This is a genomic window from Hyalangium versicolor, from assembly GCF_020103695.1.
GTDB classification, from domain to species: domain Bacteria; phylum Myxococcota; class Myxococcia; order Myxococcales; family Myxococcaceae; genus Hyalangium; species Hyalangium versicolor.
The window spans coordinates 539,173-555,246 of the sequence record NZ_JAHXBF010000005.1; the positions used below are offsets into that span (position 1 = coordinate 539,173).

A 16,074-nucleotide genomic window follows, 5' to 3' on the forward strand; every position below is an offset into this window, starting at 1 on the left:
GCTCCCATAGGATGGTGCTAGGTAGTCGAGACTGGGCCCTCGCCCAAGACCCATCCCGATCGAGAGAGTGACGTGGGGACTTACCGGATCGTCCAGAAACTCGCCGCCGGAGGCATGGCCGAGGTGTTCCTCGGCAAGGTGGTGGGTGCCGAGGGATTCGAGAAGCCGGTCGCCGTCAAGCGCATCCTCCCGAGCTACGTCCAGGACGCCGCCTTCAACGAGCTGTTCCTGCGTGAAGCCAAGGTCTCCATGCTGCTCCAGCACGCCAATGTCGTGCAGGTGCTGGACCTGGGAACCGTCGGCGGCCAGTACTACATGGTCATGGAGTTCGTGGAGGGCGAGAACCTCCGCGCGCTCATGCGAGCCTCTCGCACCCGCAAGGTGTCGCTGGGCCTGCGCGAGGTCTGCTTCATCACCCAGCAGGTGGCCGATGCCCTGGCCTACGCGCACTCCCGCACGGACGCCTCGGGCGCGCCGCTCAACATCGTCCACCGCGACGTCAACCCGTCCAACGTGATGATCGGCATCAACGGCGAGGTGAAGCTCGCCGACTTCGGCATCGCCAAGGTGGCCGACGGGCACATCGAGACGGAGGCCGGCGTCCTCAAGGGGAAGATCAACTATCTGGCCCCCGAGCAGGTGCTCTCCAAGCCGGTGGATCAGCGCAGCGACATCTTCCTGCTGGGCCTGCTGCTCTATGAGCTGATCGCCGGCAAGCAGCTGCTCGAGGGCACCCACCTGCAGATCGTCCAGCGGCTGGGCTCCTTCAACGAGCGCGCCCTCGAGCCGCTCCCCGGAGTGCCCGCGCCCCTGTGGGCCATCCTCCAGCGCGCCCTGGCCGCCTCGCCCTCGGGGCGCTTCCGCACCGCTCGCGAGTTCTCCGAGGCCCTCCAGAACTTCCTCTTCGATCACCGGCTCCGCGTGGGCCCCGGAGACATCGCCGCCCTCTTCTCCCGAGCCTTTCCCGAGCGGCGCTCGCCGCTGGAGGATCTCGTCGGGGTACGGGGAGAGGAGATCCACCTGGATGGCCGGGACACGCCGCGCGGCGCGCCGCCGCCCGTCCTGCGGCCCGAGCCTCGGAGACAGCCGGGCGTGGGCAATCCTCCGGTGCTCCGCCCCCAGACGCTGCCCCCACTGCCAGCGCGCAACCCGTATCCCCCTCCCCAGGAGCGTGTGGCTCCCGAGCCACCGACGCGGGTCCTGCCTCCCCAGGATGCGCAGCCAGTTCCCCAGGGGAAGCCTGTCCCACGCCCGGGCCGCAAGCGCATCGGAGACATCCTCGTCGCGCGTGGCTCGCTGCCCCAGGAATGGCTGGATCAGGCGCTCGTCATCCAACGGCGCAAGGGCGGCAAGCTGGGGCAGATCCTCATCGGGGAGAAACTGCTGGACGGCGAGGAGCTGGTCCGCGCCCTCTCCGAGCAGTCCGGGCTGCCCCACATCAGTGACGAGCGGCTCCAGACGATGGCCATCCCGGAGGATCTCATCAAGCTGATGCCCATGGAGCAGTGCGAGAAGCTCTGCACGGTCCCCGTGGTCCAGCGCGGGAGGGAGCTGTACTGCGCCATGCTGGAGCCGCGCGACCTCAAGGTGCTGGATGCGGTGAAGTTCGCCGCCGGCGCCGTCACGGTGCACGGGCTGTTCGCCACGGAGTCCGCCATCCGCCGGGCCATCCGGCGCTTCTACGGGAGCAAGGACGAAGAAGTCTTCCTCGGAGATGTCGGCAACGGGGACACGACCATGAGCCGCGAGCGCGTGCTCAACTTCGTGGAGCGCTTCACCGGCCGTGGCGCCTACTACATCGATGGCGAGGCACTCGAGGCGCAGGCTCAAGGGAACGTCGAAGCTTCGCCGCCCTCCTCTCCCGCTCCAACGCCCACGCCCGCGCCGGCCGCGCAGCCCGTGGCCCCCCCCACTCCAGCGCCCATCCCTCCGGCGCGCATGGCCTCAGCCGCCAACATGCCGCGGGCTCGCATGGTGCTGGTGGTATCCGACGCATCGGACGCGTCCGAGACCGCGGTGCAGTTGCTGCTCCAGCAAGGGATCGCGGCGGCCACGAGCCCGGCTGCCTCCGCGGAGAAGGCGCTGTCCCTGGGAGGTTACGATCTGGCCCTGGTGCTGGAGAGTGCCATCGAGGAGCCCGGTGCCGTGGCGGAGCGCCTGCGGGCATCCCACCCCGACGTGGCGGTGCGCCTGCTGCCCTCCTTCAGTGCCGCACTGCTGGGAGAAGGCGGTCCGCTCGAGCGGCTACTGGCCACGCAGGCCCGGCTGCTGGAGAGCTCCCTGGCCATGCTCGGAGGCAGCGGCGGGCTGGCACCCCTGCTGGTGAAGTTGACGCGCCGGTGCGCGGCTCGACTCGGCGCGAGCAGCGTCGAGGAACTCCTGGCGGGCACGGTTGCCGCGGCGCTCCTGCTGGCGGCACGGTTGGAGGAGCCCTCGCACTTCGTCCTGCCCTCCCTGGAGCATGCGCGAACCCTGGTGGGCAACGAGCTGCCTGAGGTCTCCGAGACCCTCGGCGCGGTGCTGACCGAAGGAGCCCACCGGGGGCCTCCCGCCGGGCGCGCGGCACTGGCGGTCCTCAGCGCTGTGGCCTTCGTGCTCCAGACCCAGAGCGCCCAGCCGACTCCCAAGGAGGCGGCCGAGGCCCTGTCCAGCCTGCGAAACAGCCCGCGGCTCACCCCCGCGGCCCTGGAGGCCCTGGCCCTGGAGCTCGGAATCGGCATGGCCGGCAGTGGCTCGGCGCCGCGCATCGTGGTGGCCGAGAGCGACACGCCCACGGCGATGACGTTGCAACTGCGCCTCATGGCCGAAGGTCTGGTCATGCAACGGGCCCGCACGCTGCCCGAGGTAGAGCGAGCCCTGGCAGGTGCACAGGCCGCCATCCTGGAGTCGCCTCTGCCCGAGGGTGACGTCTTCGCCTTCATCGAGAACCTTCGAGCTGCCCCCGCAACCGCCCGCTTCCCGATCTTCCTCATCGTGGGCCGAGAGGATCACGCCGTGGTGACCGCGGGCCTCGACGCGGGAGCTGATGACGTACTGGTCCGTCCCGTGAACATCGAGGTGCTGATGGCCAAGCTGCGCCGCGCCATCTCCCACCGTCCGCCTGCGCAGCGGGTGTAGCCCCGCTCGCGGTGCGCTACTTGCGCAGGGGCGTGACCACGAGGAAGCCGCTGAACGAGCCAGCGGTGTCCGCCCTCCCGCCTTGGAGCGCGGGCGGATACAGCCGCGAGATGTTGCCATCCAGGTACAGCGCGTCCGAGCAGCCGAGCTGGGTTCGAAAGAGCTCGGCGAACGTCTCCAGCCGCACCGGCGCGGCCGACAGGACGATGTGGATGCGCTGGGGGTTCTCCACGCCGACTCCGCTGCGGGTGGCAGTGCCCTTGGAGTCCTTGAAGCCCGGATGCATCTGCCCCGCCAGGAGCAGGAGCGGACCAGACTGGGTCGCCTGTCGCGGCTTGCTGTCGCCGCGGTATTGCGAAGCGTCGACGATCCGCGCGCCCTCCGAGCCGAGCAGGAAGACGCCATTCGGCTTCCAGAAGAAGTTGCCCTGACCTGTCTTCGGGTTGATCGGCGCCAGTTCCCGGCCGTCCTGGACGAACACCCCCGTGGGCACCAGTCCCGGCTCGAAGATGCCGGCGTTGGTGGCGGCCAGGAGGCTCTCTCCCTGCTTGCTCAGCCACTTCTCCAGCGCCTCAAAAGTCTCCAGCGCATGGCCCTGCTCATCCTGCCGGATGAGCCGCACGGAGGCTCTCTTCAGATCCACGGTCACCACGTGGAAGCTTTCATCCTGGAAGCGGACGGTCCGCGCCTCGATGGGCGAAGCCTGTGCCTCCTTCGAAGTGGCGGGTGGTTTGGCCTCTCCGGCCAAAGAAGGCACGGCCCCCAGCGCCAAGGCCCACACGACGATTCCCAGGACTCTCACACGAACCTCCCAGCATCCATGAGCGCGACGATGCCATCTTGATTGGAATCCTCGGTGAGGCAGACTTTTCGCTCGCCGATGGAGATTGCGAATGTCGCTTCCCAACTATGAGACGGTGGATGGCTCGACGCCGGAGATCACCCCTCTGGCAGCGGAGCACGGACGGCGATTGCCGCTGTCCGCGTTCACCCTGCTGGCTGGCGGAGATGCCTTCGAGTCTCGAGGAGGCAAGCCTCCCGCCGACGGAGCCACACGCGCCCGCTCGTACTTCAAGGCCCAGGTGACGCTGGTGCCCCACGGCGCATCGCCCGAGCACCTCCAGCGCGTGGAGGCGGACATCGTCCGGCAGCTCTCGGGCAACCTGCAGCTCATCGGGCGGATGGAGGCATCCCGGCCGGTGACGATCGATCTCATCCCTCCGGGCCAACCCCTGGCGAAGTACGGCTACCCCCGCTCCGTGTCGCCTCGAGCCGCGGGGCTGTTCTGGGATCACCCGGACTGGGAGCGGGCCCGCATCGCCCTGCGCCAGGACAAGTTGGACTCGGAGCCGCACCTGGTCTTCCACGAGATGGCGCACGCCATCCAGGGCCTGGCCTTCACCCAGGAGGAGAACGATCTCGTCTACCGCACCATGCTGCGCACCTATCGCAGCCGCGCCATGGTGGACGAGGTGTTCGCCCTCTACAGCGAGCGGGAGTTCATCTCCACCGTCACCGCCCATGATCTGCGCGCCCCCGGCGTGTACGGCATGGCGCGCCAGCGCTGGAACGAGGAGCACCTCTTCACCCGCTTCGTGCGCAACCTCTACTTCCCCTACAAGCCGCTGGCGGGCCCGGCCTCGGGCGGCGGTTTCTCCTCCTTCGGCTGAGCCCGAACAGGCCCAGGTAGGGAAAGTGGCGCCTGCTGGCCCGGGAGCCCTTGACAGTGCATCCGCTATAACGGATATATAGACCATCCGCTTTCACGGACGATTGTCCGATAACGAAGAGGATGTCACCCATGAGCGCCGCCGTCATTGACCTGCAAGACTTCCGCAAGAGGCGTGAGGCCGAGCAGTGTCAGATGGCGCGCCCTGCCCCGATTCGGCCTTGGCTCCCGGTCTGGGTGTGGGTCATGGTCTGGCCCGCATGAAGTCCGTACGGGAGAACACCGGACGCAAGGGTCGAGGGGACGCTCCGCGCCGCAAGGCAGTGGAGTCCGTCCCCAAGGTCGCTCTGCACACGCCTTCCGAGCCAACGGCTCCCGAGCCCTCTGACGTCCCATCCCCCGCTGCCTCTCCTGCCCAGGGCGAAGAGGCTTGGACGTATGAGGTTGCTCACCCGGATGCCGATCAGGATCTGGCCCCTGTCGTGGGCCGGAACCTGCGGAAGCTCCGTGTGCAGAGAGGCCTGTCGCTCGAGCGGATGGCCAAGGCCTCGGGCGTGAGCCGGGCGATGCTGGGCCAGATCGAGCTGGGCCAGAGCGCTCCGACCATCAACGTGCTGTGGAAGATCGCCCGGGCGTTGGATCTGCCGTTCTCTGCGCTGATCACCACCACGGGAGGCGCCGGGACGCGGCTGATGCGTTCGTCCCAGGCCAAGCGGCTCACCTCGCACGACGGGCGCTTCGTGTCTCGGGCGCTCTTCCCGTTCGACGAGCCGCGGCGGGTGGAGTTCTACGAATTGCAGCTCAAGGGGCACAGCGAGGAGCGGGCCGAGCCTCACCCGCCGGGCACGCTGGAGAACATCGTGGTGACGCGCGGCACGGTGGAACTGGAGGTGGGCACCGAGCGCCACCTGCTGACCACCGGTGACGCCATCCTCTTCGAAGCGGACAAGCCCCACGTCTACCGCACCGTGGGGCCCGAGGACGCCATCATGTACCTGGTGATGACGTACGCCGAAGAGGTGGGCTGAGCCGGAACTACTTGCTCATGCACATCATCATGGGCATGCCGTTGCACATCATCATCATCGGCGCGCCCATGGCCATCATGGAGTTCATGGCGTCACAGCACTCCTTCATCATCGCCATGTCCTGACCGTCCATCGGCATCATCTTGCACATCATGCCGTCCTTGGTCATCTCACAGGTCATCCGGCACATCATCGGCGCCATCTGACGCATCATCATGGGCATCATCATCGGCATGCCCATGCCCATGCCCATCGGCATCATCGTCGGCATGCCCATGCCCTGACCCATCATGGGGTTCATGCCCATCATCCCGCCCATCATCATGGGGTTCATGGGCATCATCCCGCCCATCATCATGGGGTTCATGCCCATCATCCCGCCCATCATGGGGTTCATGCCCATCATCGGCATGGACTGCTGGGGCATCGGCATGGGCATCGGCATGGCGTTCGCGGTCATCATGTTACGGGTCTCTCCTCCCGGCTTCCCGGGGCGTGAAGGAACGCCATGGAGATAGGGCAGCTCTCGATGGAGAGCGAGTGCCCACCGAGGCCCGCCTGCGTTTTCCTCCGAGTCAGCGGAGACCTGGCCGGGAGCAGCGGAGGAGTTGTTGATTGGCGCGGATGCACGTCTGCTGATGCGGACAGGGGCGCCCGTGCTCGATGAACATTCCCGTCACGGATCGCACACGGAAGGTGCCCCGCAGGGCGAGCGGGCTCAGTCTTCCGCGTCAGCGTCCTGGGTCTTGTAGGCGTTCTCCAGCAGGGCCCAGAGGATCTTCACGCCCAGGTTGGGCTGTTCGCGCGCGAGCTTCACGAGGGACGCTCGGCTGAAGCGTAGGGCCTCGCCCTCGGAGACGGCCCGACAGGACATGCGGGAAGGGACGGTGCCCGCCAGCGCCCGGTTTCCGAAGAAGGTGTTGGGGCCCTGTTCGATGCTGCCTCGGCCGTCGTGGGCCACCTCCACGCGGCCGGTGACGACGACCCAGAGCGCATCGAGGGGCTCACCGCTCTTGAGCAGTTGCTCCCCGTCTTGAAAGGGCCGTCGCTCGCTGGCCTGGAACAGCTTCTTGAGCTCGGTGCCGTTCAGCAGGCCAAACAGGGCGGATGCCTTGAGCGCATCCATGCCCTCCATCATGTAGAGCGGGTTGACCGCCAGTTCCGTACGCTCGTTGTCGTTGCTCTGTGCCACGCGCCCCTCCCGGCATGTGTCGAGCCCCAGACGCTAGAGGCAAAGCCGCAGGCCGGGCAACGCCTGGATGGAGCCTCCTCAGCGCCGGAAGAGCCTCCGGACCGGTCGGCGAAGCCCCGGCAGGCCCTGCCGCGCTCGAATCACCGTGCCGAGCACCAGCAGCCCGATGGCCATGACGATCTGTCCACCGAGGATGACGCGGTTCACGTCAATGGCCGGCCTCCAGCGGACGAGCCCCTCGCGGATGACGAAGGCCCCCGCGGGCCGGGCCGAGAGTCCAAAGCCGCTGCCGGCTCCGCTCCCCTGTTCCGAAGGCCCCTTGCCCTCTCCTCCGCCACCTCCACCCCGCACCTTGGCCGCGGGAATGATGATGGCATCGCCCTGCTGGACGGGTTCGCCGAACACATGCCTGGCGTTGATGTCACCGCGGGTCTTGTCGAGCAGCTCGCTCACATCCATGGCGTTCTCCTCCCGTGAAACTTCCGCTGCTCAGGTATGCACTCGGGTGCAGGGGATGAGGTGGGAGGGAGCCGAGCACTTCCCAAGACGGATGCGCGTTGTGGCAGGCAGGCGGCTTGGATTTGTCAGGGGGCCTCGGGATACTGGTGCCCTCACGCCATGCACCCTGTACGAGGGGGGAACTTCATGAATCCGGAGAGGCGTCCGCGCACGCCGCCGTGGACTCCGTGGCTGGTAGCGTTGGGCCTGATGCTGCTGGCGCCGAGGAGCTGGGCTCAGAGCCCCCCTGTCGTCACGATCATCCCGCGCTACCCGGCCCAGGACTCGGCCCCCACGGAGGTTCCCGGCCCGGAGGCCCAGGGCAGCGTGGGCTCGCTCACCGACCGGCAGCTGCCGGCCAGCCAGGAGTTCCTGCTGCGCTACCCGGCCTCCAGCGACGTGGAGCAAGGCGTCGGATCGCTCGAGGTCTGGCCCGTGGCGGAGGATGCCAGCCGGGATGATTCCGTCACGGCGGACGCGGAGGTGCACACCGCGCGCAACGTCAGCCTGGGAGACGCGAAGTGCACCCAGCCCACGGAGAACGGAAGGCAGACCTACCTGCTCGGCATGGTGCTGAAGGAGGAAGGAGGCCGGAAGTTCCTCGAGGCCCAGGTCCCCGCGCTCCAGGTGGGACAGAAGTTCTGCTTCCGGGTGACTCCCAGCTTCTCGCTGACCTCCACGCAGGCCCAGGCACTGGCCGTGGGAGCGACGATGGAGCTCGTGACGGCCTTCATGGCCTCGACCGATCAGCGCTCGGGCTGCGATGGGCGCGATGATGCCCCGTTCCAGGCGGCACTCGTGAACGCGCTGAAGGCGCAGAAGTACCAGGGCAATGTCTTCAATGTGACCCAGGCCGCGCAACTGGCTCAGCGCAGCTACCTCGCGGCGCTGCAGGGCGCGCAGCCCAATCCATGCCTCGAACTCACGAACGCGCTGAACAGCGAGCCCTCGATGCTGGCCATGGTGGATGCCCAGCGCCGGGTGCTGGCCGCCGAGGCGCAGCTCCAACAGCTCCCGTTGCAGCTCCCGGCGCTGCGCTCACCCCTGGTGAGGCTCTCCTCGGGGACGATCGTCGAGGCTCGAACGCTCGCTGCACCGGGCAAGCAGGCGGAGATCGAGTTCGCGGCGGCCCAGCTCGATGCACGCTCGAATGATGTCGCGGAGTGGACGGCCTCACTGAGCGCCTGGGCCACGGCATTCGGGACAGTGGCGGCGGCGCAGGACAAGACACAGGCGACCACCCAGCTCCAACAGCAGGTGGCGAGCAGCCAGCTTCCCAAGCCCGCGGGCTTCGAGGCGTGGAACGGCCGCACCTTCGTGCCGACGGCGCAGTTCGTGAAGGAGCCCGGCGCGGATCTCGATGCCACGATTGGCACGATCCAGTTGCTCCCGGCGAGTTCCGAGCGCAACCAGTGGATCACCGTGCTGACGGAGCTTCGGGCCGCCCGGCAGAATCGGGACGCCGCGCAGAAGGCCCCCGCCGACTATCAGGTGCGGCTGGCGACGAAGATCAAAGCGGTGAGAGATCTCGTGCTCCAGGCATTCTCTCGGGAGGATGTTCGTAGGGCGCTCGTGGTGAGCGGCACCCGGACCGTGATGAACCCCATCGCCGGGATTGGGCAGACTCCCTCCAAGGCGAACTTCGCCTCGTTGGATCTGGGCGCGGTGTTCGCGTTCCCCGGGTTCGATACGTGGGTCCTGCCGTATGTGGGGTTGAATGTGTACTCCGTGCCCGTGGACCGGACGATCGCTCCCGGGGAGCTGACGGGGACGACGCTGGAGCGGATCCGGCAGCGGGTGTCGATAACGATTGGCACCACGCTCACGGCGCCTACGAGCGCGGGCCGGGCGCTCGAGGCTCCCTTCTTGGGCCGCTATCCGCTGATCGCCGTGGGGTACAGGTTTGGCGGGTACACGCGGCTGGTGGCAGGCAGCGTCTTCTTCAATGTGAATGACCCGAACCCTGCCTCCGCGCACAAGTCGCTGCACGCGGCACCGTTCGCCGGAGCGTCACTGGATGCCGATCTCGTCGACATCCTCACCAAGAAGTTCTGATTCGAGGATCGCCCCATGGGGACCCTGCAGATCTTTCTCTCCGATCCCATCCGCACCGGGCAAACGAAGTCCGCTGTCGTCAAGGTGGATGGGGTGTCCAAGGGAGGCGAGGTGGAAGTCACCCTCTGCCAGACCCAAGGCCAGCAGCCACTCTGGGGGCCGGAGACCGTGAAGGGAGTCGCGGACACGAGCGGAGTAGCGTTCGTCATGTTCACCGTGACGCTGACCGGGCCGAGTTCCATGGTGTGCCTCAAGATCACAGCTCGGGACTCGCTGGGGACCTTTTACGAGCCAAATGCTCACAGCTTCGAGGTGCTTCCATGAGAGGCGCGTGGCAGGTGGGAGTACTGGCGCTGGGGATGATCGCGGGCTGCGGAGCGGATCTGGACTTCGTGCCTCCGGAGGAGGTGCTCGTGCTCTCGGCGTGTCCCGAGGGCTCGCGTTGCGAGAAGGTGGCGGATGGGCGCTCGCGCATCACGGTGGAGGCCTGTGTGCCGGACAGTGTCGACACGCCGCGAGCCGATGCCCAGGTGACGCTCACACTGTCCTCGGGGAGCTGGGAGGGGCTGGACGCCACGGCACGGGCGGTCTCGGCATCCATCAAGACGGATCCCTGCTTCAGGCCGACGATCGTGACGAGCACGGCGTTGACCACGCTCCGCGTGGACGCCGAGCTCGTGGGGGTGCGGCAGTTCATTGAGATTCCGTTGCAAGCGGCTCCGCTCACGGCGTTGGAGCTGGTACCCGCGCCGCTGCAGCCACGGGCGGGACAGGAGACCCAGTTGCAGGTGTCGGTGCGTGCGGCGAATGGCGGCCTGCCGACGCAGGGAACGCGGGTGGTGTTCGCGATCGAGAGTGCCGAGCCTGCCACGGCCCAGGTGGGACTCTGGCCGGATCAGACCGAGTTGGATACGCGGGGGCAGGTGGTAGCCCGGCTGTTGCCCTCGCTGGGGGTGACGCAGGTAAACCTCCGGGTGCAGGCCTTCCCGCCGGGAAGCTCCGCACCAACGCTCGAGAGGACCTTCAACCTCGTGGTGACTGCTCCCTGAGGCGGGCCATGACACCGGCACAGAACAAGGCGCTTGTCGCGAGGCTCTTCGAGGAGTTGATCAACGAGCGAAACACTTCTCGAGTCCACGAGTTCCTCGCTCCGGACTTCGAGCGGCACGACATCGGCCAATTGTTCCCGGATCGCTCCGGGGCCGAGAGCACCAAGGAGCACGTGGCCATGCTGTTCACCGGGATCCCGGACCTGCGCATGGACGTGCTCGATCTCGTCGCGGAGGGAGATCGGGTGTGCGCGCGCTACGTCGCCTATGGCACCCACACCGGCGAACTGCTCGGCAGGCCGGGCTCGGGAAAGCCCGTGCGCTGGGAGGGCATCAACATCTACCGCTTCGTTGACGGCAAGATCGTCGAGACGTGGCAGCTCGGCGATGGCATGCGGCTCCTCCAGCAGATTGGAGCCCTTCAGTCCTGAACCAGGCCGCCCTGGAGGCAGAAGGAGTGACCCACCCGATTTGGTCCGCGGCTGCCCCGTGGGATGATGGGCCTCCCGCCGGTCTCACAGCGCCCTCATGAAACGCAAGCTCGTCGACTACTTCCGCCGGATCGCGCCTCTGTCGGACGAGGAAGCCCAAGCCATCCTGGACAGCATGGTGGTGAAGACCTGCCCGAAGGGCACGCACCTGCTCATGGCAGGCCAAGTCTGCACCGAGGCCTACTTCGTCCTCCAGGGCTGCGTCCGCCAATACTACGTCGTCGACGGTGAAGAGCGCAGCAACGGGTTCTTCACCGAGGACGATTGGGTCCTCTCGATTCACAGCATGATGAACGGGACCCCGGCGGATCACTTCCTGGTCTGCGCGGAGGACACCACGGTGGTGGTGGGCACCGAGCAACGCGAGCAGGACCTGTATCGACGCTTCCCGCGCTTCGAGAGCATCTCCCGGATGGTGATGCAGAAGGTCCTGGCGGAACAGCAGGAGCGGTTCGCCTCCTATCTCACCGATGGCCCGGAGCAGCGCTACCTCAAGCTCTCGAAGACGCGGCCGGAGATCTTCCAGCGGATTCCCCAGTACCAGCTGGCCAGCTACATCGGCGTGAAGCCCGAGTCGCTGAGCCGGATCCGAAAGCGCATCGCCACGCGCGGCAAGCCGGTTACGCCGCGATGGAAGGCGTGACCGTCCGGAACCCCTTGGCGATGAGCCAGCCGCCGAGGAACAGCTCGAACAGGCCCCCAAGCCCGGAGAAGAGGATGCCCCACGGCAGCCCGAAGAGCTCGAACACGGACCCCAGCGCCAGAAGCCCGTAGCCCACCGCGCCCACCAGCGGGAGGAACGAGGGCAGAAGCCGGGACTGGTACAGCGACAGGCAGAACGCCACGCTGCCGGCTCCCAGGATGATCATCGCGAGTTGGTAGGCCCAGAAGTTCCCCTTCGAGAGAAGTTTGAACAGGAGCACCAGCTCCGACGTCGTCTGCCCTTGCGCAGATTCTGCGAGCTGCAGGATGGACAGAAGGAACACCACCCCGACGAGGAGGAGCAGCGCCTCCATCACCCGCGTGCAGACGTACGCGACGGCGATGCTCGGGCTCCGCTCGCGGAGTATCGGAAAGAACAGCACGCCAAGCCCGACGACGGTGATGGAGTTCAACAGGAGCAGCAGCGTGCCCCCGACGAACGGCGCCCTCTGACCGACCATCGCAGCCAGGTGCTCCGGCTCCTTCAGGACGGAGGTGACGAGCGCGGTGCCGATTCCATAAACGAAGAACGGAAGGAGAAAGAGAATGCCCAGGGAGCGGGAGTGAAGACGGGTGGTGTTCATCGCGAGGGTTCCAGAACGTTCAGCGAAGTTGTGGCCTCGAAAGTAGAGAAGGGCGCCCTCGCCCGCATTGATAAGGGTTAATAAATGCGAGCCCCCCGCAGTCCAAGTAGGGCCTGGACTGTGGGAGGGTCGTCCATGCGGTCGTGCTAGAATGTCGGGTGGAAACATGTTCAGGCGGGCCCGCGCCTCGCCTCCCCGAAAGAGCCCGACATGCTTCATGAGAATGTCCGCCCGGCCTTGCGTTCTTTCCGTCCCTGGCCGTGGGTGCTCTGCCTCCTATGGCTGAGCTCCAGCGCCTCGGGCCCCCAGGACTCCCAGGCCTGGTCCGCCGGCACGTCCACGCCAGGTCGCCAGCAGGATTCCCTCCTGGCGACTTCCGGCTGGAGCCCCACCGGCTCCATGGCCACCGCCCCGCTACAACTACACGGGGACGCTGCTGCCCGATGGCAAGGTGCTCGTCGCGGGGGGCTACAACGCCAACGGGGGCAAGGGCACCTGGGCCGCGACGGCCTCGCGACTGGTGCGGAAACGATCGCGCTGGCCGCGATCGCTACGCCGCGCTTTTTGAAGATCGTCTCCAGCAGATCGTAAGCACAACAGCAAAAACACTAGTGAAGGGGGCAGTATGTCAAGGCAGGCGATTCAGGCACGTGCGAATTCAATCAATGTCCCGTACCTGCTGCACTTTACCCGCGTAGTCAACCTGCCTTCGATCATGCAGCATGGCCTCTATCCTGTAAGCCGAGTTGCTACGATTGGGGTCACGCCCCAGATTAATGACGAACTGCGGCTGGATGGGCACCTCGATGGAACCTCGCTGTCCATCGCCTTTCCGAACCACCGCATGTTCTGGAAGTACCGCCACGCAAACGAAGAGGTCGAATGGGTTGTGCTCGCCGTCGATCCTTCAGTGCTTTGGCTGAAGGATTGCGCGTTCTGCCGTCATAACGCCGCCGATGCGCGAATCAGTTGCCAACCGATAAATCAACTGAAGACCCCCGCTGCCTTTACTGGCATGTTCGAAGAGATCGAGGGCTTGAAGACTCGACAAGAGCAGAGGCTGAAGCCATCTGATCCGACAGACGAGCAAGCCGAGGTACTGGTGTTTGACGTAATTGAACCAAGTCTCATCTTCGGAGCTGCCTTCGAGAACGCTGCAACTCGGGATGCGTATCAAGGCAGCCTTGGCAATCGGAAGATTCTCGTGCAGCGTGAGCGTCAGGGGTACTTTGCCGCGCGCTCGTATGTGCGCTAGGATCAAGAGATGGCAGAAAGACCCCTATTCATTCCAGCCACAGAAGGGCCAGCGCTAGTTAAGACGAAGCACGTTGAGTTCCAATGGTTCCCCGGCATGGCAGTATCACAGAAGCAGAAATCTGTCGATTCGCTGCACGCTGCTGCACGCAAGCTGCCGGGCATCAGCAAGGTGCTGGAAGTATCCAGCAAGTCCCGCGAAGAACTCGGGGTGGCGCTTAGCGCGTTCAACCTGACATTTACCACAGTCAAGTACAACCGCACCTTTAGCGTGGAGTGCGCCTATCAAGGCAGCAAGGTCTTCGAGCGCGGCGGCCCCTATGTCGATATCTTCAAAATGACCTCGCGCGAGGCCAAGAAGGATGAACGTCTGCGCTCGTCGGGACGACTTATCGGCTTCCGCTTTTTCGGCACTGATTGGGGACTGGAGCCGCAGACCGCGTTCTATGACTGGCTCTACATCAACGCATTGAAGAAGCAACCCAGCATCACCGAGCAACTTTTAGACTATTCGGCCTTCACCGACATTGAGTTCAACCCCGAGCGCTCGATCAACTGCCAAGCGTACTCGGTCGCGTTGTATACCTCTCTACTCAAGCGCGGCCTGCTGGAAGAAGCCATGTCCTCCAAAGAGGCATTCCTGCGGACAGTCGGCAAGGCGGCCATCAGCAATGCTCGGCAAAACGAGACAATCCAGAAGGGCTTTCGGCTCTGATTTGCCGGCAGCGTTATACGCAGCGCTTATGCGCTTCGCGCAGAGCCGAACGAGTTGCAAACAGAGCAGTCGATTAGAGGGGTTAGTGAACTGCCTCGTTCCCTCGAAGGTAGAGGACCGTGAGTATCCATCAGATAACATAAAATACGTCTTTCTCCTCCACACTCACCCATACGACACACCCATCTCCGTGGACGACATCCTCTTTCTCGAGCGCGAAGGAGCGCGACACGGCTTCGACCCTGAAACCCAAGACGGAAGAAAGCTGAGAATCTCCATTGTAGCCTTTTTCTCGCACGACGACGGTCCCCCCGCTTGCGATGGCTTCTACATCTACTCGGCCCAGACCACTCGGATCTTCAAATGGACTCACAACCGAGGCCTTCTGGACTGCGAGCAGGCCCATGTCCTCGATTGGCGTGATTATGACAACTTCGATCTGAGCATCACACCGTCGGCGGCGCCCTGCTCGGGCAAGGGGGCTCCATGAGAACTCCATGCCTTCTGGTTGGCATCATCTCATTGAGCTGCGTAAAGAGCCCCATGCCTCCCCTACCGTCGGAGGGGGAAGATGAGTCCATTGTCTTTCCGGAGTTCTCCGGCCCGGCCGCCGATGGGGTCAATCAGCCTGGGTCATATGATGTGGATGGCGCGACGCTGCAGTCGCTCTTGACCGCACTCAACGATTTCCTACCGGCGGAGTCCCGGGACCCATCGTGCTGGAACAGACCCGATGCCTGGCGCTACCGAGTCATCCGCCAAGGAGATACTTTCTTCATTCGCATCCAAGCAGATCCGGCTTTTTGCGCGGGCAAGCTCATGATGCTGGACTCTGGTGCGCAATACGCGATCAGCAGGGATGGCCGAATCCTCCGACGCTTGTTCACAGGCCAGCCGGACTGGACTCCAGGTTCGGAGACTCCAGACGCTGGCGACGACACAGGAGATGCCGGCAGGAACATGGCCCCTGCGGATGCCGACATTGCCGACGTTCTGGAGTCGACCTGGAGCGAGTCTCGGGCATGGCTGGATGGTGGTTTCAAATCGTCTCGTCCGAATCCACAGCATGATGGCCTCGGCACTTCGGATGGTGGTTCTCGTCGGGACGGCGGGGTGTCGCCAACTCCGGTCAAGTGACTTGCTCTTGGACCCGGAGCGTTTTGCTCCGGCCCTATGGCAGTTTGGGGGCGAGCCGCCGTTCATTAAACGGCCATGTCCCTCGTTCAGCCAACGATCAAGCGTCGGAGGTTGTGCGCCTGCCTCCCATCCTGCTAGGTTAGGTGAGCTATGCGCGACTCCCTACCCTGCCGGTCTGTCCTGCTTGCCGTTCTCGTGTCCTCGGTGGCCATGGGCCAAAACGGCGAGTCCCGCGTACGGAACCTCTACCTCTCCGACGATCCACGAGACGAAGCCCCCCGAGTGAACGTCGGCGGTTGTGTTGCCACCGTCCTCCGCTTCGAGCAAGCCGTTGATCCGGTCCGGACGAAAATGCTCGGCTGGGAAGGGTGGTTTGAACCCTTGTTGGTGGGTGGCAAGTCGGTAGTGCTGGTGCCGCTCCAGAAGATCGCGCCCGAGGACCGCTTTCTCCTGCGGGTAGCGCTAGCACCAAACGCGTAAGCGGCTCGAAACGGGTGACTTGCAGAGTTCCGCCGGTGGTGGGTAGGGGGAGCTGACGCCAGCGCCCGGGAGTTCGCCTGTGGAGCCCTGAGCCGAGCGCCCG

Annotated in this window: 18 protein-coding genes; 13 read left to right on the plus strand and 5 right to left on the minus strand. The window is 65.4% G+C overall.

The window, feature by feature from the left end; translation table 11 throughout:
* The first annotated feature begins 72 nt into the window (after window positions 1-72).
* The gene (locus KY501_RS53905) at window positions 73-3,117 is read left to right on the plus strand and encodes a protein kinase domain-containing protein (protein ID WP_224363374.1); all 3,045 of its coding nucleotides are present in this window, start codon (window positions 73-75) and stop codon (window positions 3,115-3,117) included.
* Between the two features lie 16 nt (window positions 3,118-3,133).
* Here the strand turns inward: KY501_RS53905 and KY501_RS13810 are convergent, their stop codons facing one another.
* Window positions 3,134-3,919 carry a phosphodiester glycosidase family protein gene (locus KY501_RS13810; RefSeq protein ID WP_224363375.1) on the minus strand — a complete coding sequence of 262 codons (786 nt, stop codon included), beginning with the start codon at window positions 3,917-3,919 and terminating at the stop codon, window positions 3,134-3,136.
* 91 nt (window positions 3,920-4,010) lie between these two features.
* On the opposite strand from KY501_RS13810, the gene KY501_RS13815 reads away from it, so the two are divergent.
* Both KY501_RS13815 and KY501_RS13820 read left to right on the plus strand, forming a co-directional pair.
* A complete protein-coding gene (locus KY501_RS13815) occupies window positions 4,011-4,787 on the plus strand; it encodes a hypothetical protein (protein WP_224363376.1) in 777 nt (258 codons plus the stop codon).
* Window positions 4,788-5,046: 259 nt separating this feature from the next.
* Entirely contained in the window at window positions 5,047-5,814 is a 768-nt protein-coding gene (locus tag KY501_RS13820; RefSeq protein WP_224363377.1) for a helix-turn-helix domain-containing protein, read from the plus strand.
* A 7-nt stretch (window positions 5,815-5,821) separates the two neighbouring features.
* Here the strand turns inward: KY501_RS13820 and KY501_RS13825 are convergent, their stop codons facing one another.
* The 3 genes from KY501_RS13825 to KY501_RS13835 form a co-directional block, all read right to left on the minus strand.
* Window positions 5,822-6,277 (minus strand): hypothetical protein, encoded by a 456-nt coding sequence (locus tag KY501_RS13825; protein WP_224363378.1) that lies wholly within the window; start codon window positions 6,275-6,277, stop codon window positions 5,822-5,824.
* A gap of 255 nt (window positions 6,278-6,532) precedes the next feature.
* On the minus strand, window positions 6,533-7,006 hold the full coding sequence (locus KY501_RS13830; protein WP_224363379.1) for a cyclic nucleotide-binding domain-containing protein: 474 nt from the start codon (window positions 7,004-7,006) through the stop codon (window positions 6,533-6,535).
* Window positions 7,007-7,084: 78 nt separating this feature from the next.
* Window positions 7,085-7,465 carry a GerW family sporulation protein gene (locus KY501_RS13835; protein WP_224363380.1) on the minus strand — a complete coding sequence of 127 codons (381 nt, stop codon included), beginning with the start codon at window positions 7,463-7,465 and terminating at the stop codon, window positions 7,085-7,087.
* Window positions 7,466-7,651: 186 nt separating this feature from the next.
* Between KY501_RS13835 and KY501_RS13840 the strand changes: the two genes are divergently transcribed.
* The 5 genes from KY501_RS13840 (at window position 7,652) to KY501_RS13860 (ending at window position 11,742) form a co-directional block, all read left to right on the plus strand.
* Window positions 7,652-9,559 carry a hypothetical protein gene (locus KY501_RS13840; protein WP_224363381.1) on the plus strand — a complete coding sequence of 636 codons (1,908 nt, stop codon included), beginning with the start codon at window positions 7,652-7,654 and terminating at the stop codon, window positions 9,557-9,559.
* Window positions 9,560-9,574: 15 nt separating this feature from the next.
* A complete protein-coding gene (locus tag KY501_RS13845; RefSeq protein ID WP_224363382.1) occupies window positions 9,575-9,883 on the plus strand; it encodes a hypothetical protein in 309 nt (102 codons plus the stop codon).
* The gene (locus KY501_RS13850) at window positions 9,880-10,608 is read left to right on the plus strand and encodes a hypothetical protein (RefSeq protein ID WP_224363383.1); all 729 of its coding nucleotides are present in this window, start codon (window positions 9,880-9,882) and stop codon (window positions 10,606-10,608) included. The genes KY501_RS13845 and KY501_RS13850 overlap by 4 nt, the downstream gene beginning before the upstream one ends.
* 8 nt (window positions 10,609-10,616) lie before the next feature.
* The gene (locus KY501_RS13855; protein WP_224363384.1) at window positions 10,617-11,039 is read left to right on the plus strand and encodes an ester cyclase; all 423 of its coding nucleotides are present in this window, start codon (window positions 10,617-10,619) and stop codon (window positions 11,037-11,039) included.
* A gap of 97 nt (window positions 11,040-11,136) precedes the next feature.
* Window positions 11,137-11,742: a Crp/Fnr family transcriptional regulator gene (locus KY501_RS13860; RefSeq protein WP_224363385.1), complete on the plus strand. Its 606-nt coding sequence runs from the start codon at window positions 11,137-11,139 to the stop codon at window positions 11,740-11,742.
* On the opposite strand, the gene KY501_RS13865 is transcribed toward KY501_RS13860, so the two are convergent.
* A complete protein-coding gene (locus KY501_RS13865) occupies window positions 11,720-12,385 on the minus strand; it encodes a DUF4386 domain-containing protein (protein WP_224363386.1) in 666 nt (221 codons plus the stop codon). The two genes, KY501_RS13860 and KY501_RS13865, sit on opposite strands and share 23 nt — an antisense overlap.
* A gap of 625 nt (window positions 12,386-13,010) precedes the next feature.
* On the opposite strand from KY501_RS13865, the gene KY501_RS13875 reads away from it, so the two are divergent.
* From KY501_RS13875 to KY501_RS13895, 5 genes are all read left to right on the plus strand, one after another.
* A complete protein-coding gene (locus tag KY501_RS13875; protein ID WP_224363387.1) occupies window positions 13,011-13,640 on the plus strand; it encodes a DarT ssDNA thymidine ADP-ribosyltransferase family protein in 630 nt (209 codons plus the stop codon).
* Window positions 13,641-13,649: 9 nt separating this feature from the next.
* Window positions 13,650-14,354 carry a DarT1-associated NADAR antitoxin family protein gene (locus KY501_RS13880; RefSeq protein WP_373691594.1) on the plus strand — a complete coding sequence of 235 codons (705 nt, stop codon included), beginning with the start codon at window positions 13,650-13,652 and terminating at the stop codon, window positions 14,352-14,354.
* Window positions 14,355-14,544: 190 nt separating this feature from the next.
* Window positions 14,545-14,844 (plus strand): hypothetical protein, encoded by a 300-nt coding sequence (locus KY501_RS13885; RefSeq protein WP_224363389.1) that lies wholly within the window; start codon window positions 14,545-14,547, stop codon window positions 14,842-14,844.
* Between the two features lie 53 nt (window positions 14,845-14,897).
* On the plus strand, window positions 14,898-15,491 hold the full coding sequence (locus KY501_RS13890; protein WP_224363390.1) for a hypothetical protein: 594 nt from the start codon (window positions 14,898-14,900) through the stop codon (window positions 15,489-15,491).
* Window positions 15,492-15,701: 210 nt separating this feature from the next.
* Entirely contained in the window at window positions 15,702-15,971 is a 270-nt protein-coding gene (locus tag KY501_RS13895; RefSeq protein WP_373691598.1) for a DUF2381 family protein, read from the plus strand.
* Window positions 15,972-16,074: the final 103 nt, after the last annotated feature.